The organism is Streptomyces gottesmaniae (assembly GCF_031845845.1).
Lineage (GTDB): Bacteria > Actinomycetota > Actinomycetes > Streptomycetales > Streptomycetaceae > Streptomyces > Streptomyces akebiae.
Genome location: NZ_JAVRFJ010000017.1, coordinates 140,127 through 165,680 on the forward strand (window position 1 = coordinate 140,127; position 25,554 = coordinate 165,680).

Sequence of the window (25,554 nt, forward strand, 5' to 3'; positions counted from 1 at the left end):
TCACGGCCGGTTCCTGTGGCCGCGACGGGCCGGTGTGGCCGGTTCAGCCCGGATCCCCGGTGGGGGAGCCAGGCTCATGTGCAGCGGTGTTTCCGGGTTTTGCTTGTTTGCTTACAGCTACTTCTTTACACGAACAGTCTTGGTCGACCGTGTCTCGAGAGTCATCTCGTCGGCCTCCGTGACCTTCGCCTTCAGTCGCACAGTACCTGTCGCCGCGTCGACCACGTCCACCACCTTCGCAAGCAGTTTCGCAGTATCCGCGTTCCCCGAGGCGCTGGCCAGCTGAACGGCCCGCCCCAGCTTTGCCGTTGCTCCGTCGAAATCGCCGGATTTACGGGCATCCAAACCTTGCTGGATGACTTGTGCCAGTTCAGCCTGGCCCGTGTAGTGCGCGACCTGGGGATTGATCGACGTGGACGCGACCATGTCGTCGGTCCACACGGCCTTCACCAGGCCTTGGGCGCCGAGGTTCTGCGCGGTGCCGTCCGGCTGTGGGATGACGAGCGAGACACGGGCGGCCAGCATCTCCTGGCCGACGTTGGCGGCCGGGACCTCGACGCACACGTGGTAGTCGCGGGACTCGTCCCCCCACGAACCGGTCGGGTAGTCCCCGGCGCGCGGTCCGACGTCGGTACGACGGTCGGTCAGCTCCTCGACCGTGGGCGCCACTTGCTTCACGAACTTGATCCGCGTGCCGACCGGGGTCCACAGCCGGAGCGCGACGTCCGCGACCTCCTTGCCCATGGCCGCCTCCATCATCTGTGTGAAGTCCGCGGACAGGGCGGCCGGGTCGGCGACGATGTCGGCGGTGCCGAGCAGCGCGGAGGCGATGGCCGTGACCTCTTTCACTTCCCAGTCGGTGCCCACTCCACGCGCGTCACAGGTGAACCGTCCGGCACAGGCGTCCAGCGCGGCCTTCAGATCCTCCGGCGACTCGTGCTCGTTGCGGCCGTCGGTGAGCAGGATGCCGTGGCGGATGGCGACGTCCGCGGAGGCGAGCAGGCGGTCGGCGAGCTTCAGCCAGGTGCCGATGGCGGTACCGCCGCCCGCGCTGAGCCGGCGCAGCGCCTGCTTGGCCTGGTCCCGGGTGGCGGAGTCGGCGACCGCGAGCCGTCCGCCGCCGGGGTAGACCTCCCGGGCCACATGGGTGCCGTCGATCACGGCGAAGTGGACGCCGTCGCGCAGGGTGTCGATCGCGGCGGCCGTGGCGTCCCGGGCGTTGCGCATCTTGGTCGGCGGGTAGTCCATCGACCCCGAGCAGTCGACCATGAGCGCCACGGCGGCGGACGGACCCTGGCCGGGCGAGTACAGGTGCGGCGCGGCGACCGCGCTGCCGATGGTGCCGCCGCCGGTGGCGCTGACCGTGACGATGGCGTTCACCTCACGGCCGCCCTCGGGCAGGTACTCGTTCTGGTACACGTCGACCGAGAACTGTGGCACGTTCGACTTCGAGAAATTGGCCATGCCTACTCTGATCCCCCTAGCGGCCCCACAGCACGTGGGGTGATGACTGTGCGTGCCCGTACCCGGACCGGTCCCCTCCGGTCCGTCGGCCCTTCCCGTCCGGCCGCCGGGGTGCCCGCGAACATCCCGCCCGCGCGCACCCTCAGGCCGATCCTGCCCCCTGAGGAGGCGCCGGGAACGGCAGGATCGCCACTGTTACGTTGTCGTGGCCACCTCCGTCGAGAGCGCGGCCGACGAGGACCTGCGCGCAGTGCAACGGCCGCTCGGCCGCGTCCAGGGGCACGGCCTCGGCCATCTCCTCCGCGGCTTCCGCGTAGTTCCACAGCCCGTCGGTGCACACCACCACTACACCCGGCCGGTCCGGCTTGAAGGAAGCGGTGTGCGGCTCCAGTTCGTACGCGTCCGCGCCGAGCCAGCCGGTGATCGCGTGGGCGCGCTCGTCGGCGTACGCCTCGGCTTCGTTCATCAGTCCCGCGGACACCATCTGCGCCGCCCAGGAGTCGTCCTCGGTGAGCCGGGCCGGGGGCGCGCTGCGGTCCACCGGCACCCAGTAGGCGCGGCTGTCGCCGACCCAGCCGACGACGAGCAGGCTCGGGGTGACGACCGAGCCGACGATGGTGCAGGCCGGCGCGTTCTGGTGCGGGGCGTGCTCCTGGGCCGTCTCCGGCTCCTCGGCCAGGGCGTTGACGGCGCTCGCGGCGGCGACGATCGCGTCGTGCATCGCCTGCTGCGGGTGGGTGCCGCGCGGCAGCGACTCCAGCACCGTCTCGTTGGCGGCGCGGGCCGCGGCGAGCGAGGCGTCGTCGGGGCGGGTCGCGGAGGACACGCCGTCGCAGACGATCGCGACGACGGCGGGGGAGCCGTCCGGCAGCGCGGTCGAGGAGATCGCGAACGAGTCCTCGTTGCGGTGGTGGCGCAGGCCCCGGTCGCTGACCGCGGCGACCGCGCCCAACTCCAGTTCCATGTGGTCGCGCTCGCGGGGCTGGGCGTGTCCGCAGTTCTCGCAGTAGCCGTCCCGGTCGACGTGGCCCGCGCGGCAGGCCACGCACAGCTTCGTACCGGTCGGCGGGGTGGCGAGGTCGGTGGTGCGCGGGTCCGGCGGCTGGGGCGCGGCCAGCGGGTACTCGTCGGGCTCGTGGTGCCGGTCGAACCGTACGCCCCGCCCCGGTCCGGGGAGTTCGCCGCCGCCGGAGTCGGTGCCCTGTATGTCGGTGGGTCGGACCACCGGCGGGGGCGTGTCGGTGCTGGGTTCGGAGGCGACGGGCCAGTCCACGGGGGTGGCCTCGTCGGGCGCGGTGCCCGCCGTCCCGTTCATGGTGATGGTCGGCTGGTCCTCCGGCGGTGCGGGGACCGTCGAGAGGTCGTGGCCGCACGCACCGCAGAAGCGGTCGTCCGAGGCGAGGGGCCACTCGCAGATCGGGCACTTCGTCAGCGCGGTCGGCTGGGGCATCTGCGACATCAACTACACCCACGTCCGGGGGCGGTAACGGTTGGCACGTTCCACCAGGTCGATCCTCTCCTCGCCGCCTTGGGCGAGCCGGGCCAAAGTGCGGTACGACCGCTCCAGTCCGAAGCGGAGTCCGCGCTCGTCAAGCGTGCTGCCGAGCAGCACCCGCTCGCCGGCCGGGGGCGCGGCACCCTGGCTCCCGGAGAGTACCCAGTCCAGGGCGCAGCCAAGGACCTCTGTGGACAACTGCTCGCGACGCACCGCGTCCAGACCGTACCCGCCGAGCGCCTCGACCTGCCCGGCGGCCGCCGTCAGATCGTCCAGGAAGGGGGCCGCCGACGCGGCTCCGCCCGCCGTGGCTCCCGCTCCGAGCGTCGCCTCCGTACGGTGTCTGAGCCGTGCCCGTACGGCGGCGACCCGGGCGGCGGTGTAGTGGATCGACGCCTCCGGTACGGACTCCAGGGTCCGGACGGCGTTCTCCCGGTCCCCGGCGGTCAGCCGCACCCGGGCCAGCCCGAACGCGGCGCTGACGAAACTGGGGTCGGTCGTCCACACCAGGCGGTAGTACTCGGCGGCGTTGTCCAGCTGCCCCAGCACCTCGGCGCACAGGCCGAGGGCCAGCTTGGGGGCCGGCTCGCCCGGGAAGGCGTCGTAGATCGCGTCGAAGGAGAGCGCGGCGTTCTCGTGGTCGCCGGTGGCGAGCGCGGCCACGCCCCGGTACCAGACCACCCGCCAGTCGTCGGGGTGGTCCCGCTCCAGGGCGTCCAGGGTGGCCAGGGCGATGGTGAACTCGGCCATCTCCAGCCGGGCCCGCAGCTCGCGCAGCCGCAGCTCCAGCGAGCCGCTGGGGGCGGCGTGCAGAGCCGTGATCAGCTCGGTCGGCGCGGAGGTCATCAGCCCCGCCAGGAACCCGGCGTTCGGGTCCCCCGGGTCCACGCGCGGGACGGGCAGCGCGAGGGCCGCGGCGGCGGTGTCGAGCGGGCGGGTGAGCCGGGTGGGGACGGCCGCGCCGGCGGTCAGCAGGGCGGGCGTACCGGAAGGCGAACCACCGTTCCCGGCCAGGGAGGCGGAAGGTGAACCGCCGTTCCCGGCCAGGGAGGCGGAAGACGAACCACCGTTCCCGGCGAGCGAAGCGGAAGGCGAACCGCCGTTCCCGATGAGGGAAGTGGAGGGCGAACCACCGTTCCCCTCAAGGGAGCTGAAAAGCGAACCACCGTTCGCCGGCAGCGATCCGGAAGCCGAACCCCCGTTCCGCGCGGCAGCCGCCCTGCCTCGCCACAGCCCCCTCCCCACCGGAACCACCCGCGTCCCCAGCCTGGACACATCCCCGTCCAGTTTCGCGAACAGCTCTGTGTCCGTGACCCTCACCTCGGGCCCGAAGATCGTCGACAGGGCGGGACGGGCCCGTCCCGTCTGGAGGGAGACGACCTCCCGCAGCACACCCGTCAATTGCTCCGACATCTCCTGCGCGGAGGCGAACCGACGGGCCGGGTCGGGGTCGGTCGCACGGACGAGCAGCCGGTAGAAGGACTCGTACTGGCGGAAGACCTCGATGTTGTCGGGATCGGGCAGCGAGTCCACGAACACGTTCGTGTAGCCCTGGAAGTCGAAGGTGAGGACCGCGAGCGTCCGGGCGACCGTGTAGAGGTCTGAGGCGACGGACGGGCCCACGTCGGCGACTTCGGGCGCCTGGTAGCCGACGGTGCCGTAGATGGCCGACTCGTCGTCGTCCATCCTGCGCACCGCGCCCATGTCGATCAGCTTGAGCTGGTCCTCGGTCTGGATCGCGTTGTCGACCTTGAAGTCGCAGTACAGCAGGTTGCGGCTGTGGAGGTGGCCGAGCGCCTCCAGGGCCTCGATGCCGTACGCGCAGGCCTGCTCGACCGGCAGCGGATCGCGGCGCCCGTCCGCCGTGCGGCGGCCGTTGGCGATCTCCTTCAGCGACTTGCCGCCGACGTACTCCATGACGATGTACCCGTCCAGCGAACCGGTGCGCTGGTCGAGATGCTCGACGAAGTTGTAGATGCGGACGATGTTGGAGTGCTCGATCTCGGCGAGGAAGCGGCGCTCGGAGATCGCGGCGGCCATCGCGTCCTGGTCGCCGGTGTCCAGCAGGCCCTTCAGCACGACCCAGCGGTCCGACACGGCCCGGTCTATGGCCAGATAGATCCAGCCCAGACCGCCGTGCGCCAGACAGCCCACGACCTCGTACTGGCCGCGCACGATGTCGCCCGCGTGGAGTTTCGGCACGAAGGAGTACGGATGGCCGCACTTGGTGCAGAAGCCCTCCGTGCGCCCGGGCCGCTCACCGCGCGCCCGGCCGACCGGCGCCCCGCAGTCGGAGCGCGAGCAGAACCGCTTCCGCTCGGGCACCTCGGCGGTCTCCAGCACCATCGAGCGCGGGTCGGGGCGTGGTACGTCCGGGACCTGCACCAGACCCACGCCGAGCCGCGCCCGCCCCGAGGTGCCGGAGGTCTTGCCGGAGCTGCGCACCGACACCGAGCGGCCCGTCGACCGGCCCGACAGGGCACGGGAGAGCCGGCCGGAGACCGAGCGCCGGGACTGCGAGGAGCGCGCGGACGAACGCGAGGAGCGCGTACTGCTGGAACCGGAGCCGCGCGAACCCCGACCGCCCCCGGTGATGCCGGTGGGCGGGGAGTTGACCATGCCGCTCGCCGAGACGACCGGCGCCAGACCGCACTCGTCGCAGTACAGCTCGCCGCCGCCCACGTCCTCGTACGAACCCGAGCAACCGGGCCGCTGGCACGACTGCCGCGGCGCCTCTTCGCCCGCCGGGCTCTCGCTCTCCTGTGTCCCACTCACGGCTGTTCCTCCCTTCGGTCCTGGGGCGCACGCTGGGGCGGCACCGACTGGCCCAGCAGTTCGGCGGCCGCGTGCTGGTAGCGCAGCACCGCCATCTCGGCGACACGCAGATCGCAGGGGGCGCTCCACAGCATGCGCCGCGCCGCGTCGTACCGCTCGACCAGCAGCGAGTCCTCCGCGAACCCGTGCCGGGCGACCTTCGCCTTGTACGCGTCGAGCCGGCCGCGCAGCTCCGCGCGGATCGCCAGCGGCGCGGTGACCGCCGTCAACGACTCGCGGGCCCGCAGCAGTTCGTCGTCCGCCTTCTGCTCCAGGGACTCCAGGAGCGGGGAGAGCCGGTGCCACTGCGCGTGTCTGCGGTACTCCGCCGCCATCGCCAACTGCTCCTGCAGCACCGTCGGCGGGCCGCTCACCACGGGCACCTCCGTCGCGGCGATCTTCGCCAGCACCTCGCCGCGCGCGCTGCGCGCCTCGGCGAGCGTGCGGTCCGCGCGGCTGAGGACGTCCCGCAGCTTCACCAGCCGGGCCTCCGCGTCCTGCCGGACCGTCAGCACGGCGTCGATCTCCCGCCGCACGTCCTCCAGGGCCCGTGCTTCGCGGTCGTACGTGGAGGTGTCCGGGCGGCCGCCACCGGGAGCCGAACTGCCCGGCGCGGGCACCCAGAAGGCCAGCGGGTCCGAGACGACCTGCTCACGGAGCCGGGTGAGGGTGCGGGTGATCCGCTCCAGGTCGTCGCCGGCCGGATGCTCGCCGGGGCGGACGCCCACGGAGTGCGCGAGGTGACGGGTGCGCTGGAGCTCGGCGGCCAGCAGATCGATTCTGGCGGGCAGCGCGGACCACACCGCGTCGGCGGCCACGACCATGTCCAGCGAGGACGCGTACAGGTCGTTCATCCGGTCCACCAGCGTGACCAGCGAGAACTGTTCGCTGAGCCGGGTGGTGCCCTGCAGCGTCGGCGCGTTCGCCATCGCCGTCGCGGAGCCGGCGACCGTGACCGCCTCCCCGCGCAGCAGTTCGGTCAGCTCCACCAGGTCCTCACGGCTGGACCAGCGGCGCCGCGAACGGATCTCCCGGGCGCTGCGCAACGCGTCCGAGTACGCGTCGAAGTACGCCCACAGCAGCGTGATCGACGCCTCCGCGGCGCTCCAGCGCTCCTTGGTGACGCCGGTCAGCTCGGCGCCTTCGAGCAGCCTGCGGCCCGCGTGGTCCTGAAGTGCGAGCAGTGAGGTCTCGATGGCCTCGTGCTCCGCGCCGAGCCGCGCGAGCGCACGGTCCACCTCGTCCCGGTCCATCACCGGCCCGGTGGATCCCGCGACGCCCATCGATCACCTCTCGCTGCTGTCGGTGTCCGTCAGTTGAATGCGGCCCTCGTACGTCGGTCCCGGTCGGTCAGTCGCTGTACTGCTGGGGGGAAGGCGGCCGGGACTGCGCCGAGTCGTCGCCGAGCGTCCCGGACAGCCACGTGTCGTACGAGTCCTGCCAGCCGTCCTTGAGGTAGTCCACCAGCACCTGATTGACCCGGCGTACCAGATCCACGTCCTTCAGGTTCATCGCCACGCCGTAGTACTCGGTGGTGAACGGAGCGCCCTTCAGATCCACCGTCGGATCCTGCGCCGCCTGACTCGCGGCGAGCGCTCCGTCGGTGACCACGGCGTCGACCTCGCCGAGTTGGAGCCGTACCAGGCAGTCGAGTTGGTTGGGGACGGTCAGGGAGATGTCGGCGGAGGCGGGCAGCTCGCCCGACTTCTTGCCGGCCTCGAGGGTGGACCAGGCGGTGGAAGTGGCCGCCGTGCAGATCTTCTTGCCCGCCAGCGTCTTGCCGTAGCCGTTGATCGTCGAGGACTTGGGGGCCAGGACCTGCTGCCCGGTCTTGAAGTACGGCTGGGAGAAGGCGACATCCTGCATGCGGTCGCAGCTGATCGTCATGGTGCGGACCACCATGTCGACGATCCCGTCCTGGAGCGCGGGAATGCGCTGGCTGGTGGGAATCGCACGGAAGCGAACCTTGTCCCGGTCGCCCAGTATCTCCTGGGCGATGCGGCGCACGATGTCGATGTCGAAGCCCTCCAACTCGGCCTCGTCCTTGCTGCTGTTCGGGTCGCGATAGCCCCAGCGGAAGCTGTTCTGGTCGACGCCGACCGTGAGGACGTCGTTGTCCCTGATCCGCTCGATCGCCGGGCCGGACTCGTCCGAGGAGGGCCTCAGGCTCTGGTTCTCCGGATCCTTCATGGTGTCGCACTCGTCCGCCCGCGCCTGCGTGCCCCGGGCCAACCCCTGACCCCCGGTGCCCGTCGCGCCGTCGCCGCGGGTGCCCTTCACCGGCAGCACCAGGGCGAAGACCAGGGTCAGGGCGCAGAGGACAGCCATCGCGCCCACGCCGCCCCAGCCCTTGAGACCGGCCCGCAGGCGCCGTACCGCGTTCATCGCTCCTCCTTCCACCGAGTCTCCTCCCGCCGTCGTCACCGGTACTCCGAAAGCCTGCGCCCGATGCCCAGCACCGCGCCGGCCGCGCCCAGCACGGCCAGTACGGCGGCACCCACGGGGAGCCCGAGCATCGCGTCACGGCCGCCCTGGGCCGCCGTGAGGAACTCCCGCTTCTCGTACGCGCTCGCGATGCCCAGGTTCTTGTCGACCTCGTCGAAGCACTCACCGGTCGGCTTGTCGCCGTCCGGGCAGTCGGGCGTGGACCGGCCGCCGATCACCTGGTCGAGAGCGCACTGGTAGTCGCCCTTGTCGTCGGCGGCGCGGGCGTTGTCGTGCCGGTCGAGCCACTCCTCCATGCCCGCGCCGGCGGCCCGTACGGGGTTCTTGCCGCTGTCGTCGTCGGCGAGTCCCTCGGCGGCGGCCAGCTGCTTCTCCAGGGCGGCCATCTCCAGCCCGAAGTTGTGGTCGAACTCGTCCACGGCACGGGGTTCGCCGTCGACCGTGATCTCGGTGGTCTGCGCACCCCGGCTGATCAGCGTCAGGTTCTCGTTGCCCCGGGCTCTGAGGGAGGCGATGCGGGCGTCGTTCAGCGCGGTCAGCGAGCGCACGCCGCTGTCGTAGGAGTCGTTCAGGCCCGAGCGGGCGACGGTGTGGCCCACGGCCAGCCAGAGCAGGACGACCGTGGAGGCGGCTGTCGCGGCGACCATGCCGTGGTTCAACACACGGTTGGTGCGACGGTAGTTGCGTCGCTGCGCCCAGACCAGGCCACCGATGGCAACCGCACCGAGAGCGATCGCGGCCCATGGATACGACGTGGCGTCGGCGTAGTCGTCGCGCAGCCGCTCGTTCTCGTTGTCGTAGATCTCCTCGGCCTTCGGGAGCATCTGGTTCTGCATCTTGTCGTTGGCGTAGCGCAGGTAGGCGCCGCCCAGCGGATAGCCCAGCCGGTTGTTGGCCCGGGCCCGTTCGACCAGGCCCTTGTACTCCGGGAGCAGGGCGTTGAGTTCGGCGACGCGCTTCTCGGAGTTCGAGCCGGGCTCCGAGGCCGAGGCGGCGATCGCCAGGTTGTCGGCCGCCTCCTTGATCTCCCGCTCGTACTCGTCGCGGGACTGCTTCGTCTCCTGCCCGCCCGCGAGGAAGCCGCTGGATGCGGCGGTGTTCGCGTCGGCGAGGGAGCTGTAGATGTCGGCCGCCGCCGAGCTGAGCGGCTGGCTGCCGTGGAGCACGTCGTCGGCGGCGGCCGCGCGGTCGTTCATCTGCCAGGCGGTGACGGAGCCGAACGCGACGACCAGGAGCGCGAGGACGGCGCCGATGATGCGCAGGCGGCCCGGCTCGGTCGTCGCGGCGGCGCGCAGCCGGTCGACGCCCTCGGCGAACGCGGTCCGGCGGGGCGGCCCGCCGTCCGGGGCCGGAGGCGGCACGGGGGACCTCGACCCGGGTGCGGCCTGAGGCGGCACGGTGGGACCCGGGCCCGTGGGTGGTGCCGTCGGTGCCGCGCTGCCCTCCGGCGTGAATGTCACCTGACCTCCCCCTGGTCATCCGTCCATCGCTTCCGCCCGCTCGCACGGACAGAGGTGCACGGCCGCCAGTATCGCCGTCGGGACTGACAACGCACAGACCTTGACTCGATCTTGTTCCCCGATCGTGTCCGTAGGCGCTGTCCTTGTCGAATTCCGGCGCGGCACAAGGCTTCCCGCACCACCCCCTGCCCATGAATACGCGCCTCGTCGGGGTTCGGTTCCCTGGGGGTTCGAACGTGTTCGAGGGGAGATCGGGAGGGTGGCGCGGGAGCGGGTCAGCCTCTTTCGTAGTGCGCCCGCACGCGCGCGTGCACCCCGCGCGGCGCGCCCACGTGGTCGAGGCCGAGCAGCGCCGCGCCCAGCACCGGGGCGGCCGTGACGACCCGGGGAACGGCCTTGGGCGCGGCGGCGGCCAGCGCCTCGCGGATCCGGGCGTCGAGGAGGGGGTGCCGGGCGGCGAGGACACCGCCGCCGAGGAGGACGGGGGTCTCCTCGCCGAGGAGGTCCAGGCGGGTCAGGGCCACCGTCGCCATCGCCACCACCTCCTCGGCCATGCGGTCCACCAGCGAGCGGGCCACCGGGTCGCCGCCGGTCGCCGTGGTGAAGAGGACCGGGGTCAGTTCATGGCGGCGGACGGCCGGGATGTGTCCGAGGTGCAGGGCCTCGACCAGGGCGTACACGGACTCCAGGCCGAAGTGCGCGGGCAGCGTCTCGGCGAGTGCCGTGGGACCGCCCCGGCCGTCCTCGGCGCGGGCCGCGTGCCACATCGCCTCCTCGGCCAGGCCCCAACCGCCGCCCCAGTCCCCGGAGACGCGTCCCAGCGCGGGGAAGCGGGCGGTGCGGCCGTCCGGGCGCATGCCGACGCAGTTCACGCCGGCACCGCACACCACGGCCACGCCCCGGGGCTCGGCCACGCCGGCCCGCAGGATCGCGAAGGTGTCGTTGCGGACCTCGACGGTCGTGCCCCACGCGCGCGTGCGCAGCGCCGCCGCCAGTCCCCGCTCCTCCACGGGGAAGTCGGCGTTCGCGAGGCACGCCGAGACATGGTCGACCGAGCCGACGCCGGCCTCGGCGAAGGCCCGCCGTACGACCTCCGCGAGGCCGTCGACCGCCACGGTCACCCCGACCGTCGGCGGCTGGAACCCGCCGCCGCGCGCCGCGCCCAGCACCTCCCCGTCGGGCGCGATGACGGCCACGTCGGTCTTGCTGTTGCCCGCGTCGACGGCGAGCACGCTCCCGCGCCCGCCGTCACGCCCGCGTACGCCCGCGCCCGGATCGGGGTGGGTGCCCGCGGTCGAACTCCCGCGCACGCCGTCGCTCATGCCCACGCGAGGTGCTCCCGGTTGTGTGCGAGCAGCCGGTCGGTGAGGGTCTCGGCGTACTCGTACTGGCCGATCAGGGGGTGGGAGAGCAGGGCCCGGAAGACCCGGTCCCGGCCGCCGCGCAGGGCCGCGTCGAGGGCCAGGTCCTCGTAGGCGGTCACGTTCGCCATCAGGCCCGCGTACAGCGGGTCCACGGTGGGTACCGGCAGCGGCTCCGCGCCGTCCGGGCCCACGGCGGCCTGCACCTCGATCACCGCGTCCGAGGGCAGGAACGGCAGCGTGGATCCGTTGACGGTGTTGACCACCTGGTACGGGCTGCCCCCGTCGCCCAGCAGTGACGCGGCGAGGTCCACGGCCGCCTCCGAGTAGAAGGCCCCGCCCCGCCGGGCGAGCAGCGCGGGTTTCTCGTCGAGCGCCGGGTCGGCGTACATCTCCAGCAACTCCCGCTCCATCGCGGCCACCTCGGCGGCCCGTGAGGGCTTTGCCCCCAGCTCCCGTACGACCTCGTCGTGGGCGTAGTAGTAACGCAGGTAGTAAGACGGGACCACACCGAGGCGGTCCAGGACCGGGCGGGGCAGGCGCAGGTCGGCCGCGATCGCCTCGCCGTGGTCGGCCAGCAGCTTCGGCAGGACGTCCTCGCCCGTGGGGCCACCGAGGCGGACCCCCGTCTCCCAGGTGAGGTGGTTGAGGCCCACGTGGTCCAGGTGCACCTCGGCCGGCGCCACACCGAGACGCGCGGCGAACTTCCGCTGCAGGCCGATCGCCACGTTGCACAGGCCGACCGCCTTGTGGCCGGCCCGGAGCAGGGCGCGGGTCACGATCCCCACCGGGTTGGTGAAGTCGATGATCCAGGCGTCCGGGTTGGTCCGGCGCACTCGCTCGGCGATGTCCAGGACGACCGGGACCGTGCGCAGCGCCTTCGCCAGGCCGCCCGCGCCGGTGGTCTCCTGCCCGACGCAGCCGCACTCCAGCGGCCAGGTCTCGTCCCGCTCCCGGGCGGCCTGGCCGCCGACGCGGAGCTGGAGCAGCACGGCGTCCGCGCCCTCGACGCCCCGGTCCAGGTCATCGGTGGTGACGATCCGGCCCGGGTGCCCCTGGCGGGCGAAGATCCGGCGGGCCAGCCCGCCGACCAGCTCCAGCCGGTCGGCGGCCGGATCGACGAGCACCAGCTCCTCGATCGGCAGCGTGTCCCTGAGCCGGGCGAACCCGTCGACGAGTTCGGGTGTGTAGGTCGAGCCTCCGCCGACCACGGTGAGCTTCATAGCTGTATCAACCTTTGACTCCGGTCAGGGTGACGCCTTCGACGAACGCCTTCTGGGCGAAGAAGAACACGAGGATCACGGGGGCCATGACCAGGACGGTCGCGGCCATGGTCAGGTTCCAGTCGGTGTGGTGCGCGCCCTTGAAGGATTCCAGGCCGTAACTGAGCGTCCAGGCGGCCGGGTTCTCGGACGCGTAGATCTGTGGTCCGAAGTAGTCGTTCCAGGCGTAGAAGAACTGGAACAGGGCGACGGCCGCGATACCCGGCTTGGCCATCGGCAGGACGACCCGCAGCAGGGTGCGCAGTTCGCCGCAGCCGTCGACGCGGGCCGCGTCCAGGTACTCGTCGGGGATGGTCATCAGGAACTGCCGCAGCAGGAAGATGGAGAACGCGTCCCCGAACGCCATGGGGATGATCAGCGGCCACAGCGAACCGGACAGGTCCATCTGCTTGGCCCAGAACAGGTACATCGGGATCACCACGACCTGCGGCGGCAGCATCATCATCGAGATGACCAGCATCAGCACCGGACCACGGCCCCGGAAGCGGAACTTGGCGAGCGCGTACGCCACGGGGAGGGACGACACGACGGTGAGGACCGTGCCGAGGCCCGCGTAGACCAGGGTGTTCCGCCACCAGGTCAGGAAGCCGGGGGTGTCGAGGACCTGGCGGTAGTTGTCCCACTCCCAGGTGTCCGGGACCAGATCGCGGGTGAGTGCCTGCTGGTCGCTCATCAGCGAGGTCAGCACGACGAAGACGAAGGGCAGGGTGAAGAAGAGCGCGGCGGCCACACCCAGCGAGTGGACGGCGATCCACTCCAGCAGCGCCCGGCGGCGGGCGGTCCGCTCGCTGTCGGGGGCCGCCACCGTCGTGACGGGCTCGTCGCGTACGTCCAGTACCTGGGTCATCGGTCACCCGCTCCGATCAGTCCGCCCCGGCGCCGCATCAGCAGCGCGGTGAACACCATCGACAGGGCGAACAGCACGAGGGCGACCACACAGGCGGAGCCGTAGTCGAAGCGCTGGAAGCCCAGGTTGTAGACCAGCTGCGGCAGCGTCAGGGTCGACTTGTCCGGGTAGCCCGGCTCGAACTGCTGCCCGGAGCCGCCGATGATGCCGGAGGCGACCTTCCCGGCCACCAGGGGCTGCGTGTAGTACTGCATGGTCTGGATCACGCCCGTGACCACGGCGAACATCACGATCGGCGAGATGGTCGGCAGCGTCACGAACCGGAAGCGCTGCCAGGCCGAGGCCCCGTCCAGTTCGGCGGCCTCGTACTGCTCCTTGGGGACGTCGAGCAGCGCGGCCATGAAGATCACCATCAGGTCGCCCACGCCCCACAGCGCGAGGGCGGTGAGCGCCGGCTTGGACCAGGCCGGGTCGGTGAACCAGCCGGGCGTCGGCAGGCCCAGTCCGTCGAGGACCGAGTTGACCGGCCCGGTCCCGGGGTTGAGGAGGAAGACGAAGGCCAGCGTCGCGGCGACCGGCGGGGCGAGGTACGGCAGATAGAAGAGGGTGCGGAAGACACCCGCCCCGGTCTTGATCTTGGTGATCAGCAGACCGACGCCGAGCCCGAAGAGCACCCGGCAGGTGACCATGATCAGCACCAGCCAGAGCGTGTTGCGCAGGGCCGGCCAGAACATCGGGTAGTCGTGGAGGACGTAGGACCAGTTGCCGAGGCCGCGGAACCGGGGGGCGCCGAAGCCGTCGTACTTCATGAAGGAGAAGTAGACGGTGGACACCAGGGGGTAGGCGAAGAAGACGCCGAACCCGATGAGCCACGGTGCCAGGAAGGCCGCCGTTCGAAGCGCCGACCTGCGGCGCTTCGCGCGGAGAGTGAGCGTGGACACCGGGGGCTACTTCGCCTGCGCGATGTCGGTGTCGATCTGCTTGGCGGTCTTCTCCAGGCCCTTCTGGAGGTCCGTCACCTTGCCGGACTCGTACTGGTAGCCGAAGTCCTGCAGCGTCGTCTGGTACGTGGAGCCGTTGACGGAGGCCGGCGGAGTGTTCGAGTGCTCGTTCTGGGCGATGTCCAGGAAGGTCTGGAAGCCCTCGTCCACCTTCAGGTCGGGCGACTTCAGGGCCGCGAACGTGGACGGCACGTTGTGGATGGCGTTGGCGAAGTTGACGACGGCCTCGGTGTCGGTCGTCAGGTACTTCACCAGCTCCCAGGCGGCGTTCTGCTTCTCGCTCTGCGGGGCGATGCCGATGATCGTGCCGGAGAGGAAGCCCTTGCCGTACTCGTCCACCTCGTCGTCGGCCACGGGCATCGGCGCTGTGCCGATCTCGAAGTCCGTCCCGGCGGCTTCGGCCATCCCGAGCCGCCACTCACCGTCGAGCTGCATGGCCACCTGACCCGTCTGGAACGGGTGCTTGGCCCCCCACTCGTCACCGAAGGTGTTCCGGTACTTCTCCAGCTTCGCGAAACCGCCGAGCGATTCCACCAGCTTCTTCTGGTACGTGAACATCTCCGCGAACGCCGGGTCCTTGGCGATGTTCGACTTGCCGTCGGCGTCGAAGTAGGCGTGGTCCCACTGTGACATGTAGTGGTCCACCACCGTCTCGTAGCCGTGGTAGTTCGGCATGAAGCCCAGCTGGGAGTAGCCGTCGCCCTTGGTCTTGGTCAGCTTCTTCGCGACCTCCGCGAACTCCGACCACGTCTTCGGCGGAGCCTTGACGCCGGCCTTCTCGAACGCGTCCTTGTTGTAGTACAGCCCGTACGCGTCCCCCAGCAGCGGCAGCGCGCACCGGGTGCCCTCGAACTGCGTGTAGTCCAGCATCGGCTTCGGGATGATCTCGTCGAGGTCGAGCTTCGACTTCTCGATGAAGGGCTTCAGGTCGGCGAAGGCCCCGGAGGAGCAGAACTTGCCGATGTTGGACGTGGTGAACGAGGACACGACGTCCGGCCCGTTCGAACCGCCCGCCCGCAGCGCCTGGTTGAGCTTGTCGTCGTTGATGTTCCCGACGACCTTCACCGTGATGTTCGGGTGCTTCTTCTCGAACCGGTCCACATTCGCCTGGATCGCCTTCGCCTCGCCGGGCGCGCTCCACCCGTGCCAGAAGGTGATCGTCGTCTTGGCGTTCGGGTCGTCGGAGGCGGTGGACCCGGACTGCCCCGTACAGGCGGTGGTGAGGAGCGCGAGGGAGGCGGTGGCGGCGAGGGCGATCGCCGCGTTCTTGGATATTCCGGACATGGCGGGGTCTCCTGAGGGAAGGAAGGGTGATCTGAGAGGAGGAGGGCGCGCCCCAGGCGATGCAGGGGCGCGGGGCTGTGTCGATGTGCGGCTCCGCCGCGTGGGCGCGACCCGCCACGACGGACCGCCGGTCTGTGGACGACCTGGAGGGCGCCCGGGCTCAGCGGAGCGTCAGCGTGTCGAAGACTTCGTCGCGGGTCGTCGCGAGGGCGCTCTCCAACGCCCCCCGCAGCACGGGCTGTTCGCGTACGGCACCGAGGACGAGCCGCGGCCGGGCAGCGGCCAGCTCGCCCAGCTCGGCCTCCACGAGAGCCCGCAACGGCTCTCCTCCGGAGACCAGCGCCGAGCCGCTGAGGACGATCAGCTCGGGGTCGAGCACGGACACGAGCGAGGCCAGACCGGTCGCGACGCCTGTGGCGTACGTGGCCAGAAGTTGACGGTGGGGGCCGGAGTCGATCTCGGCCGCCCGGGCGACGAGCGCCGCCGCGACCTCGGCGTACGGCCCCTCGGGGAGGTCGGGGATCCCCAGCTCGCGCGCGAGCCGGGGAATGATCTGCGAACCGGCGAGTTCCTGGAAGCCGCCGCTGTTCGCCTTGGTGACATGGCGGACCAGCGGCACCCCGGGGACCGGCAGGAAGCCGACCTCGCCGGCACCCCCGGTGAACCCCCGGTGCAGCCGCCCGCCGAGGACGACCGCGGCGCCGAGGCCCCCCTCGTTCCACAGCAGCACGAAGTCGTCGTGGCCCTTGGCCGCGCCCAGCCGCTGTTCGGCCAGCGCGGCGAGGTTCACGTCGTTCTCGTACTCCACCGGCATCGGCAGGGCGGCGGCGAGTTCGTCGAGCAGGGCGGGGGAGTGCCAGCCGGGCAGGTGCGAGGCGTACCGCAGCCGACCGGTGGTGGGGTCGAAGGCGCCCGGCGTGCCGATGACCAGCCGGCGCACGTCGGACCGGGTGAGCCCGGCGGCCTTGACCGCCCCGTCGAGGGCGGTGGTGACCTGCCGTACGACCGGTTCGCCGGGGTGGCGTCCGGGGGTGGGGACGGCGTGCTCGCCCACCGTGCGGCCGGTGATGTCGGCGACGGCGGCCAGGACGCGTTCGGGGGTGACGTCGAGGCCGGCGACGTACGCGGCGGTCGGGTCGACCGCGTAGAGCTGGGCGTTGGGGCCGGGGCGGCCCGTACCGGATCCGCTGCCGCCGGGGCCGCCGTCGCGGGCGCCGTCCCCGCCGGTGCCCGTGGCGACCACGAGTCCGGCGGCTTCGAGGCGGGCCAGGAGCTGTGAGGCGGTCGGCTTGGACAGCCCCGTCAGCCTGCCGAGCCGGGTCCGGGAGAGCGGTCCGTGCTCCAGCAGCAGATCGAGTGCGGCGCGGTCGTTCATGGCGCGCAGTACGCGAGGGGTTCCTGCCATGGGTCCGCCACCTGCCCAACTGTTAGGAAAGTTTCCTATCGGATGCCAGGACGATAGGACTAGACCAGGCGAGCGTCAATATCCGGCCATGAAAAAGCCCCCGGGCGGCGGAGAAACGTCTCCCGGGGGCCGGCGCCCGCGTCGCGGGCGGTGGTGCTACTTCACGTCGACGTAGTCCGCCGCGGACGTCTTCGCCGCGGTGGTGGACGTACCGGCGAACTTGTAGCGGTACGAGCCGTCCTTCGACGCCTTCACGGTGGTGGACAGGGCCCCGCCCGTGCCGGAGGTCACCGTCTTGACGTCGGTGTAGGCGGTGGCGCCCTTCGCCTTGAACTGCAGGGTGACCTTCTGGCCCTTGTAGCCCGCGTACGTACCGGTGTTCCAGTCGGCGCGGGTGAGCTTGCCCTTGACGGTCAGGGTGCGGCCCTTGACGGCGGGCTCCGGGGTGGCGTTGACGGTGACCCTGGAGATCCGCTGGAGCTTGGCGGTGCCGAGGTTGCCCCACAGGTCGATGCCGGTGTGGAGGCTGATGTGGCCGTCGGACTCGTCGAGGTCGATCGCCGTCTCGCTGTAGAGGGCGGCGGCCTTCCAGGTGGTGGCGTCCGCGGCGGTGTAGAGGTTGTCCCGCGGGTCGATGGTCAGTTTCGCGGCGCAGGACTCCGTCACCGTGGTGTCCGTCGTCGCGGTCGTGGTGCAGACGGGCTTCGAGCCCGCCTCGACGGCGTTGTCGGTCTCCACCAACGGGCCCCGGTAGAGGGCGACTATCAGGAAGTTGTTCTTGTAGTCGATGACGAGGTCGTCCGGCCTGGTGAAGCTGTACGTGACCGGCACGGTCACCGCGGCCTTGGTCCCGACCGCGATCGGCTTGCCGTTGTTGACCGTGACCGCGCCGAAGGTCAGATCCGGCGAGTCGGCCGACGCGGCGGGCGCGGCCAGGCCGGTGAGTGCCAGGGCGCCGGACACGGCGGCGCTGATGGCGAGCTTGCGCATGAATCCCCACATTCGAGGCGGGCCCCTGGGCGTTGCGCTCCAGAACAAGGGCCCGCTGTTGGGGTGACACTAGGCGATCATGGGTGCGGAGGGAATGCGGGGTACCTGTGAAGGCGGCGAAGAAGACGCAGGTCAACTGGACGCGTGTGTTCCGGAAGGCTCCGCGCCCATGACCGACGGCCGGTGACCGGTGACCGGTGACCGACGGTAGAAGGCCGACGACCGCAAAATGCCGGGTGCCCCCGCGGCGAGGGCGCCGGGCCATGCAAAAACCCGGACCGTCAGGCGGAGATGCCGTCGATCCGGGCCAACGCGTCGTCCGCGCCGTACGGCTGCAGGTAGGGCAGCCAGCGCGGGTCCCTATGGCCCGTGCCGATGATGCGCCAGGCCAGCCCGGTGGGCGGTGCGGGTTTGTGGCGGAGCCGCCAGCCGATCTCCACGAGATGGCGGTCGGCCTTGACGTGGTTGCAGCGACGGCACGACGCGACGACGTTGTCCCAGACGTGCTTGCCCCCGCGGCTGCGCGGGATGACGTGGTCGACGCTGGTTGCGACGCCACCGCAGTACATGCACCGGCCCCCGTCGCGGGCGAACAGCGCCCTACGGGTCAGAGGAACGGGCCCCCGATAGGGAACCCGGACGAATCGCTTGAGCCGGACCACGCTGGGTGCGGGGACTGTGACGGTCGCGCTGTGCAGATAGGCGCCGGATTCTTCCAGGGAGACGGCCTTGTTCTCCAGGACGAGGACGAGCGCGCGGCGGAGCGGTACGACGCCGAGCGGCTCGTACGACGCGTTGAGGACCAGGACGTGCGGCACGGATGCCTCCTTGTACGCCGGCGGCGCGTGGCTCGCGCCGTGGACGATCCGTAGTCAGTCTCCCCTCCGGCCTGGTGGAAGCGCCACCATGTCCCGGTAACGGGCTGGGAGTGTTTTCGACCACACCTCATTCATCCCCCGCCGCGTGCGCCCTTCACTCCCTGGTGAGCGCCTTGTCTCCCTCGAACATGGCGACGACCTCCACACAATGCCCCGTTAGTGTGGTGGGTCTGCCCGTCCGGTGACCCATCCGTGACCCGACGGATCTTGACCCCGTACCGGAGGGCAGATATCGCACCTGGAGGTATCCGCCGTGTCGTCCGTTTCTTCCCTGCCCCTCCTACTGGCCGCCGCCACGCCGTCGCCGTCCCCCTCGGAGACGACGACGACACCGGCCGTGCCGTCGCTGGAGGACGCCCAGGAGAGCGCGACCAACGCCGCCAGCTGGGTGGAGGAGAACTGGTCCACATGGCTGGCCATCGGTCTCCGCGTCCTGCTGATCGTGGTGATAGCGGCGGTGCTGAGAGTGTTCGTCCGGCGGGCGATCACCAAGTTCATAGACCGGATGAACCGCTCCGTCCCCGGCGTGGAGGGCGGCACCCTCGGCGGCCTGCTGGTCAACGTCGAGCGCCGCCGGCAGCGCTCCCAGGCCATCGGTTCGGTGCTGCGCTCGGTGGCGTCCTTCCTGATCCTGGGCACGGCGGCCCTGATGGTCCTCGCCACCTTCGAGATCAACCTCGCCCCGCTGCTGGCCTCCGCCGGTGTCGCGGGCGTCGCCATCGGTTTCGGCGCCCGGAACCTGGTCACGGACTTCCTCTCCGGTGTCTTCATGATCCTGGAGGACCAGTACGGCGTCGGTGACACCGTCGACGCGGGCGTCGCCTCCGGCGAGGTCATCGAGGTCGGCCTGCGCGTCACCAAGCTGCGCGGCGACAACGGCGAGATCTGGTACGTCCGCAACGGCGAGGTCAAGCGCATCGGCAACCTCTCCCAGGGCTGGGCCACGGCCGGCGTCGACGTCACCGTCCGCTACGACGAGGACCTCGACAAGGTCCGCCGCACCCTGACGGAGGTCGGTGAGGCGATGAGCAAGGAGGAGCCCTGGAACGAGCTCCTGTGGGGCCCCATCGAGGTCCTCGGCCTCGACGACGTGCTCCTGGACTCGATGGTCGTCCGCGTCTCCGCCAAGACGATGCCCGGCAAGGCCCTCACGGTCGAACGCGAGCTGCGCTGGCGCATCAAGAAGGCCTTCGACGCGGCCGACATCCGCATCGTGGGCGGGGCGCCGGTCGCCGTGGCCGACGACGGGGACGACCCGAGCGCCGCGGTCGCCGCCCCGTCGGTCTACGCCAACACGGCCTCGCCCCAGTCGGAACGGGCGACGCCGATCGCCCCGGCGGCGAAGTAGGCGGCAGAACGTCCGGTGCCGCCGCCGCACCGGTTCAGCACGTTCGTTCGACGGCGTCCCAGGAAGCCCCCCGTGGCCTCCCGGGACGCCGGGTCCGATGCGCCCGCCGTAGTGCGCCTGCCGTCGTGCGCCTGCCGTCGTGCGCCTGCCGACGTGCGCCCGCCGTCAGGCGTACCGCAGCTCCGTGGGCCGGATCGTCCGCCTGAGCAGCGGCAGGGAGGTGGCCGCCGCGAGGAGACAGGCGCCGTAGATCGCGACGGGCACCAGCAGCGCCTCGAACGGCAGGACCGAGGTGCCGCCCACGGACGTGGCGTACACGAAGGCGATCGTCGTGCCGCCGGCCCCGCCCACCAGCACCGAGGGCGCCAGCGGCAGCGCGGTCTCCAGGAGCAGGGCCCGGCCCAGCACCTCGTACGGCACCCCGGCGGCGACCTGCGCGGCCAGGCCCCGGCGGCGGGTGGCGAGCGACTCGGCGGTGCCGACGGCCAGCCCGAACAGGGTGACGGCGAAGCCGACGAGGATGGCGGCGGCGGTGAAGTTCAGACCGGTGATGTAGAAGTCGTCGTTCTCGGACAGGTACTTCTGCGAGCTGATCTCCGCGAGCAGCGCCTGCCGTACGCCGATGTACCCGCTGCCGACCACGGCCCCCATGATGACGGCCGCGTGGGTGCGGGCCGCCGCCCACGGGTCGTCGCGCAGCCGCTCGGCGGCGATCAGGACCGCCGCGTTCTCGGCGCGCGCGGCGAGCAGCCGCCCGGTGAGTGTCGAGACGATGCCGGACAGCAGCACCGCGCCCGCGCCCACCGCGAGCAGCGCGCCACAGACGATCAGCGGAGCCTGGCCGGACGAGTAGGCCATGTTCCGGGTGGTGTTGGCGACGGAGAGGACCGCCACGAGCACCAGCAGCGTCACCGCTCCCAGGAACACCCACACCGGCCCCCGGCCCGTGCTCGGGCCCACCCGCCGCACCCAGCCCAGCGGCGAGGCCACCACCCGGCGCAGCGCCAGCACGCTCACCAGGGCGCCCAGCACCGGCACGCCCAGCGCCACCAGCACGATCACGCTCCAGGCGACGAGGGTGGGACTCCGCCACTCGCTCAGCAGGAACACCACGAAGGCGACCGTCGTGACCAGTGAGCCGGCCAGGCAGGCCAGCCCCGTCTCCAGCGCCGCGATCCGGCGCACCTGGCGCGCCGACGCACCGGCCAGCCGAAGTCCGGCCAGCCGCCGGTCCCGGTGGACGGCGCCCACCCGGGTGCACTGGCCGAGGAAGCCGAGGACCGGGACCAGCAGGAACAGCAGGGTCACGATCACCCCGGAGCGTTCCCCGGGGTTGTTCAGCAGCCCGGCGGCCATGTCCACGTGGTAGCGGCCCGTCAGGGAGGCCAGCACGCCCGCCGCCAGGCCGAACGCCGTCGCCAGCGCCGCCCCCGTACCCGTGAGCGCCACCCGCCACCACTCCCGCCGGTCCGAGCCCCGCGTCAGCAGGAGCGCCAGGCGCAGATCGTTCCTCAGCTCCTTCACCGGGACACCTCCAGCGCCACGTCGGCCTCCGACACCACGACGCCGTCCTTCAGCGTGACCTCCCGGTCCGCGTACGCCGCGGTCTGGGCGTCGTGCGTGATCAGCAGCACCGCCGTACCGGACTCCCGGGCCGCGTGCGTCAGCGCCGTCATCACCTGCTCGCTCGCCAGGGAGTCCAGCGCGCCGGTCGGCTCGTCCGCGAACACCACCTTCGGCGCGGTCACCAGCGCCCGCGCCAGCGACACCCGCTGCGCCTGGCCACCGCTCATCTCCCCAGGACGCTGCTCCTCCTGTCCCCGCACACCGAACCGCTCCAGCCACTCACCGGCGCGCTCCCGTGCGGCCCTGCGGTCCGTCCCGGCCAGCAGCAGCGGCAGCGAGACGTTGTCGACGGCCGTCAGCTCGGGTATCAGCTGCCCGAACTGGAAGACGACTCCGAAGTCCGTCCGGCGCAGGACGCTGAGTTCCTTCTCGGGGAGTTGGTCGAGCCGCTTCCCGGCGTACGCCACCGAGCCCTCGTCCGGCCGGACGATGCCCGCCAGGCAGTGCAGCAGCGTGGACTTCCCGCTGCCGCTGGCTCCCGTGACGGCGAGGATCTCGCCCTCCCGCAGCTCCACCGAGGCACCCCGCAGCGCCCGGGTCCTGCCGTGCTCCTTGACCAGTTCGCGGGCCGTGAGCAACGGCGCGGGACGGTCGTTCTGCTCGTTCATGCTGCGTCTACCTCTGCGGTCAGGGTGGTCAGCCGGGCCGCGGTGGTGTTCATCCAGCGGAGGTCGGCGTCGAGGTGGTTGAGGGCGTAGTCCGCCGCGAGCACGGTCGAGAGGTCGGCGCCCGGCGCGGTCTTCACGGCGGTCAGCTCGCGCATGCGTGCCATGTGCGCGGCGCGCTGCGCCCGTAGGTAGGCGGCGGGGTCGCCGTCGGAGAGGATCGAGACGACGAGCTTGGCGAAGATCTCGTTCGTCACGAACGGTGCGGGCGCGGTGATCTCCCCGGCCCACTTGGCCAGCTCGCGCGCCCCCTCGTCCGTCGAGCGGTACATCGTCCGCTCCGGACCGCTGTCCGCCTCGGTGCCGTCGACCTCGGCCAGGCCGTCGCGGACCAGACGTTGCAGGGTCGTGTAGACCTGCCCGTAGGCCAGCGGTCGGGCCTGCGGGAAGCGTTCGTCGTGCCGTCGCTTGAGGTCGTAGCCATGGCTAGGCCCCCCGGCGAGCAGCCCCAACAGGATGTGACGGGTGCTCATGCCCTCCAGTATGCACTGAGTATATGTACTGAGTGAATAGAGGGCCGGGGGTGGATCTCGACCACGCCTACGAGTGAGCAACACCACGATGTCCGCCCACCCACGTCTGCGGCGCCGCCCACTGGGTAGGGCTGGAGTACCCCGGACCCGCACCCCATCGCCGTACGACGACTAGGAGGCCCCCGTGGCCACGTTCGCCCCCCTCCCGACCCAGGCCCGCTCCAAACGCGAGGCGGAGCCCTACGAGCTCCACGAGCCCCACGTCTGTGTCTTCAGCGCCGAGGGGCCCTGCGCCGACGTTCCTCTCACCAGCGAGCCGCCGCTCCCGGACGCGGCCCCGCTCACCAGCGAGCCGCCCCTCGCCGACGCGGCTCCCCTCACCAGTGAACCCACGTCCCACGGCGCCGCATCGGGGGTCTAGATGACAGAAGATCCAGGGGGTTCGAGCCCCGCGCCCGGAACCCCGCTGGCCCGGCTCGCCGCCCTGCACGGTGTGGCCACCTCCTACAGCCCCTCACCGGACCGTACGGTCGCGGCCTCGGACGGCGCGGTCGTGGCCGTCCTCGCCGCGCTGGATGTCGACGCGAGCACCCCCGAGGCCGTGCGCACCGCCCTCGCCGCACGCGAACGGGAGCTGGCCGCACGGCTGTTGCCGCCCACCGTGGTTCACTGGGCCGACGGCGGACCCCCCGCCGCGCTGACCGCCCTCCCGGAGGGCACCCGGCTGCGCGTCGAGACAGAAGAGGGGGAGATCCGCTCCACGGCGGAGGAACTGCCCCCGGGCGTGCACACCCTGCGCGCCACCGCCCCCGACGGCCGCACCGCCGAGGCCCACCTGGTCGTGGCCCCTGCCCGGCTGCCCGCCCCGCCCGGCCGTACGTACGGCCTCCTCGTCCAGCTCTACTCCCTCCTCTCGCGGCGCAGCTGGGGCATGGGCGACCTCGGTGACCTCGCCGAGCTCTCCGCCTGGGCCGGCCGCGCCCTGGGCGCCGGATTCGTCCAGGTCAACCCGCTGCACGCGGCCGTCCCCGGCGCCCCCCCCGACCCCTCCCCCTCCCGCCCCTCCTCCCGCCGCTATCCGGACCCCGTGCACCTGCGCGTGGAGGACGTACCGGAATACCCGTACGCCCTGTCGGAGGCCGCCGGCGCCGCGTCCCCCGACGACCGCGACCGCCTCGGCGCGCTGCTGGAGCGGGCCGCCCGCCTGCGGGAATCCGTTCTGGCCAAGGGCGAGCTGATCGACCGGGACGCGGTGTGGGACCTCAAGCAGGCGGCGCTGGAACTGGTGCGCGCCGTACCGCTCGGTCCCGGGCGGCGGGCCGCGTACTGCGACTTCCTGGCCGAGGAGGGCCAGGCGCTGGAGGACCATGCCACCTGGTGCGCGCTCGCCGAGGTCCACGGCTCCGACTGGTCGCGCTGGCCCACGGGCCTGCGTGACCCGCGCTCCGCCGAAACGGCCCGCGCCCGTGCCGAGTTGATGGACCGCGTCGACTTCCACACCCGTCTGGCCTGGCTCACCGACGCCCAGCTCGGCACCGCGCAGCGCTCCGCGCGCGACGCCGGCATGCCGATCGGCCTGGTGCACGACCTGGCGGTCGGGGTCCACCCCGGCGGCGCCGACGCCTGGGCCCAGCAGGAGTACTTCGCGGCCGGCATGTCCGTCGGCGCGCCCCCCGACGCCTTCAACTCCCGGGGCCAGGACTGGGGCCTGCCGCCCTGGCGCCCCGACCGCCTCGCCGCGTCCGGATACGCCCCCTACCGGCGCCTCCTGCGCGCCCTGCTGCGCCACGCGGGCGCCCTCCGCATCGACCATGTCATGGGCCTGTTCCGCCTCTGGTGGGTCCCGCAGGGCGAGGCCCCGACCGAGGGCACGTACGTCCGCTACGACGCCGACGCCATGCTCGCGATCCTGGTCCTGGAGGCCGAACGGGCCGGCGCCCTGGTGATCGGCGAGGACCTGGGCACGGTCGAGCCCGGCGTACGCGAGGCGCTCGACGCCCGCGGTGTGCTGGGCACGTCCGTCCTCTGGTTCGAACGCGACTGGGACGGCACGGGCCGCCCCCTCCCGCCGGAACGCTGGCGCGCGAACTGTCTCGCCACCGCCACCACCCACGACCTCCCGCCCACCGCGTCCCGGCTGACCTGCGACCACGTCGATCTGCGCCACGGCCTCGGGCTGCTCACCCGCTCCCTGGACGAGGAACGGGCGGAGGCGGCCGCCGACGCGGGCGAATGGCTCGCTCTCCTCGCCCGGCTGGGGCTGCTGGACGGGGCCGGTGGCGGCATCTCCTCGACCTCCGAGGAGGCCCAGATCCAGGCCCTCCACCGCTTTCTGGTCCGCACTCCCGCCCGCATGATCGGCCTCTGGCTCCCCGACACGCTCGGCGATCGCCGCCCGCAGAACCTGCCGGGCACGTGGGACCAGTATCCGAACTGGCGCCTGCCGATCGCCGACGCGGCGGGGCGGCCGGTGACGCTGGAGGAGCTGGCGGCGTCGCCTCGGCTGCACGCGCTGGTGGATGTGCTGCGGGGTGGGGGTGCCCACTAGCTCGGGGGTGCGGGGGCACGGGCACGGGTGCGGGTTCGTCGGCGGGTGCGGCTGAGTGGGGGCTGGTCGCGCAGTTCCCCGAGCCCCTGAAAAGCAGGGGCTGCGCCCCGTGCTTTTCAGGCCCGCAGGGACCTAGGCGCCCCCCGCCCGCGCGCGGCTCACCCACG

At 71.8% G+C, this 25,554-nt stretch carries 20 protein-coding genes; 3 read left to right on the plus strand and 17 right to left on the minus strand.

Annotated elements, in window-relative coordinates:
• Positions 1 to 117: 117 nt before the first annotated feature.
• From RM704_RS20765 to RM704_RS20830, 14 genes are all read right to left on the minus strand, one after another.
• Positions 118 to 1,464 carry a vWA domain-containing protein gene (locus RM704_RS20765; protein ID WP_033526427.1) on the minus strand — a complete coding sequence of 449 codons (1,347 nt, stop codon included), beginning with the start codon at positions 1,462 to 1,464 and terminating at the stop codon, positions 118 to 120.
• 142 nt (positions 1,465 to 1,606) lie between these two features.
• Positions 1,607 to 2,926, minus strand: coding sequence for a PP2C family protein-serine/threonine phosphatase (locus RM704_RS20770; protein WP_033526426.1), 1,320 nt, complete (start codon positions 2,924 to 2,926; stop codon positions 1,607 to 1,609).
• The gene (locus RM704_RS20775; protein ID WP_063774466.1) at positions 2,927 to 5,734 is read right to left on the minus strand and encodes a serine/threonine-protein kinase; all 2,808 of its coding nucleotides are present in this window, start codon (positions 5,732 to 5,734) and stop codon (positions 2,927 to 2,929) included. It abuts the gene before it with no gap.
• Positions 5,731 to 7,056, minus strand: a complete 1,326-nt coding sequence (locus tag RM704_RS20780; protein ID WP_033526424.1) for a hypothetical protein — start codon at positions 7,054 to 7,056, stop codon at positions 5,731 to 5,733. Before RM704_RS20780 ends, RM704_RS20775 begins: the two co-directional genes overlap by 4 nt.
• 67 nt (positions 7,057 to 7,123) lie before the next feature.
• Complete coding sequence (locus RM704_RS20785) at positions 7,124 to 8,158, minus strand: glutamate ABC transporter substrate-binding protein (RefSeq protein ID WP_311590989.1); 1,035 nt, start codon at positions 8,156 to 8,158, stop codon at positions 7,124 to 7,126.
• A 35-nt stretch (positions 8,159 to 8,193) separates the two neighbouring features.
• Positions 8,194 to 9,678 carry a GlnX family signal transduction membrane protein gene (locus tag RM704_RS20790; RefSeq protein WP_192829617.1) on the minus strand — a complete coding sequence of 495 codons (1,485 nt, stop codon included), beginning with the start codon at positions 9,676 to 9,678 and terminating at the stop codon, positions 8,194 to 8,196.
• Positions 9,679 to 9,953: 275 nt separating this feature from the next.
• Positions 9,954 to 10,910 carry an N-acetylglucosamine kinase gene (locus RM704_RS20795; protein WP_033526444.1) on the minus strand — a complete coding sequence of 319 codons (957 nt, stop codon included), beginning with the start codon at positions 10,908 to 10,910 and terminating at the stop codon, positions 9,954 to 9,956.
• Positions 10,911 to 10,996: 86 nt separating this feature from the next.
• Positions 10,997 to 12,262: a 6-phospho-beta-glucosidase gene (locus tag RM704_RS20800; RefSeq protein WP_033526421.1), complete on the minus strand. Its 1,266-nt coding sequence runs from the start codon at positions 12,260 to 12,262 to the stop codon at positions 10,997 to 10,999.
• A gap of 7 nt (positions 12,263 to 12,269) precedes the next feature.
• Complete coding sequence (locus RM704_RS20805) at positions 12,270 to 13,169, minus strand: carbohydrate ABC transporter permease (protein WP_033526420.1); 900 nt, start codon at positions 13,167 to 13,169, stop codon at positions 12,270 to 12,272.
• Positions 13,166 to 14,110: a carbohydrate ABC transporter permease gene (locus tag RM704_RS20810; protein ID WP_033526419.1), complete on the minus strand. Its 945-nt coding sequence runs from the start codon at positions 14,108 to 14,110 to the stop codon at positions 13,166 to 13,168. The genes RM704_RS20805 and RM704_RS20810 overlap by 4 nt, the downstream gene beginning before the upstream one ends.
• A 6-nt stretch (positions 14,111 to 14,116) precedes the next feature.
• Positions 14,117 to 15,454, minus strand: coding sequence for an ABC transporter substrate-binding protein (locus RM704_RS20815; RefSeq protein ID WP_033526418.1), 1,338 nt, complete (start codon positions 15,452 to 15,454; stop codon positions 14,117 to 14,119).
• Positions 15,455 to 15,614: 160 nt separating this feature from the next.
• On the minus strand, positions 15,615 to 16,859 hold the full coding sequence (locus RM704_RS20820) for an ROK family transcriptional regulator (protein WP_033526417.1): 1,245 nt from the start codon (positions 16,857 to 16,859) through the stop codon (positions 15,615 to 15,617).
• 156 nt (positions 16,860 to 17,015) lie between these two features.
• Positions 17,016 to 17,849 (minus strand): hypothetical protein, encoded by an 834-nt coding sequence (locus RM704_RS20825; RefSeq protein WP_033526443.1) that lies wholly within the window; start codon positions 17,847 to 17,849, stop codon positions 17,016 to 17,018.
• Positions 17,850 to 18,130: 281 nt separating this feature from the next.
• Positions 18,131 to 18,667, minus strand: coding sequence for an HNH endonuclease (locus RM704_RS20830; protein WP_033526416.1), 537 nt, complete (start codon positions 18,665 to 18,667; stop codon positions 18,131 to 18,133).
• A 313-nt stretch (positions 18,668 to 18,980) separates the two neighbouring features.
• Between RM704_RS20830 and RM704_RS20835 the strand changes: the two genes are divergently transcribed.
• Entirely contained in the window at positions 18,981 to 20,075 is a 1,095-nt protein-coding gene (locus RM704_RS20835; RefSeq protein WP_033526415.1) for a mechanosensitive ion channel family protein, read from the plus strand.
• Between the two features lie 165 nt (positions 20,076 to 20,240).
• On the opposite strand, the gene RM704_RS20840 is transcribed toward RM704_RS20835, so the two are convergent.
• Genes RM704_RS20840 through RM704_RS20850 form a run of 3 tightly spaced genes read right to left on the minus strand, consistent with a single transcriptional unit; the run spans position 20,241 to position 22,839 of the window.
• A complete protein-coding gene (locus tag RM704_RS20840) occupies positions 20,241 to 21,599 on the minus strand; it encodes a hypothetical protein (protein ID WP_033526414.1) in 1,359 nt (452 codons plus the stop codon).
• Positions 21,596 to 22,309 (minus strand): ABC transporter ATP-binding protein, encoded by a 714-nt coding sequence (locus RM704_RS20845; RefSeq protein WP_033526413.1) that lies wholly within the window; start codon positions 22,307 to 22,309, stop codon positions 21,596 to 21,598. The genes RM704_RS20840 and RM704_RS20845 overlap by 4 nt, the downstream gene beginning before the upstream one ends.
• Positions 22,306 to 22,839 (minus strand): PadR family transcriptional regulator, encoded by a 534-nt coding sequence (locus RM704_RS20850; RefSeq protein ID WP_033526412.1) that lies wholly within the window; start codon positions 22,837 to 22,839, stop codon positions 22,306 to 22,308. The genes RM704_RS20845 and RM704_RS20850 overlap by 4 nt, the downstream gene beginning before the upstream one ends.
• Before the next feature lie 184 nt (positions 22,840 to 23,023).
• Between RM704_RS20850 and RM704_RS20855 the strand changes: the two genes are divergently transcribed.
• Both RM704_RS20855 and malQ read left to right on the plus strand, forming a co-directional pair.
• Positions 23,024 to 23,260 (plus strand): hypothetical protein, encoded by a 237-nt coding sequence (locus RM704_RS20855; RefSeq protein WP_033526411.1) that lies wholly within the window; start codon positions 23,024 to 23,026, stop codon positions 23,258 to 23,260.
• A complete protein-coding gene (malQ, locus tag RM704_RS20860) occupies positions 23,261 to 25,387 on the plus strand; it encodes a 4-alpha-glucanotransferase (protein ID WP_311590993.1) in 2,127 nt (708 codons plus the stop codon).
• The last annotated feature ends 167 nt before the right edge of the window (positions 25,388 to 25,554 follow it).

What these genes read in the sequence shown, in the direction of transcription:
- RM704_RS20765 (WP_033526427.1), bottom strand. Translation starts at nt 1,464, where the DNA reads ATGGCCAATTTCTCGAAGTCGAACGTGCCACAGTTCTCGGTCGACGTG.
- RM704_RS20780 (WP_033526424.1), bottom strand. Translation starts at nt 7,056, where the DNA reads ATGGGCGTCGCGGGATCCACCGGGCCGGTGATGGACCGGGACGAGGTG.
- RM704_RS20785 (WP_311590989.1), bottom strand. Translation starts at nt 8,158, where the DNA reads ATGAACGCGGTACGGCGCCTGCGGGCCGGTCTCAAGGGCTGGGGCGGC.
- RM704_RS20800 (WP_033526421.1), bottom strand. Translation starts at nt 12,262, where the DNA reads ATGAAGCTCACCGTGGTCGGCGGAGGCTCGACCTACACACCCGAACTC.
- RM704_RS20805 (WP_033526420.1), bottom strand. Translation starts at nt 13,169, where the DNA reads ATGACCCAGGTACTGGACGTACGCGACGAGCCCGTCACGACGGTGGCG.
- RM704_RS20815 (WP_033526418.1), bottom strand. Translation starts at nt 15,454, where the DNA reads ATGTCCGGAATATCCAAGAACGCGGCGATCGCCCTCGCCGCCACCGCC.
- RM704_RS20820 (WP_033526417.1), bottom strand. Translation starts at nt 16,859, where the DNA reads ATGGCAGGAACCCCTCGCGTACTGCGCGCCATGAACGACCGCGCCGCA.
- RM704_RS20825 (WP_033526443.1), bottom strand. Translation starts at nt 17,849, where the DNA reads ATGCGCAAGCTCGCCATCAGCGCCGCCGTGTCCGGCGCCCTGGCACTC.
- RM704_RS20845 (WP_033526413.1), bottom strand. Translation starts at nt 22,309, where the DNA reads ATGAACGAGCAGAACGACCGTCCCGCGCCGTTGCTCACGGCCCGCGAA.
- RM704_RS20850 (WP_033526412.1), bottom strand. Translation starts at nt 22,839, where the DNA reads ATGAGCACCCGTCACATCCTGTTGGGGCTGCTCGCCGGGGGGCCTAGC.
- malQ (WP_311590993.1), top strand. Translation starts at nt 23,261, where the DNA reads ATGACAGAAGATCCAGGGGGTTCGAGCCCCGCGCCCGGAACCCCGCTG.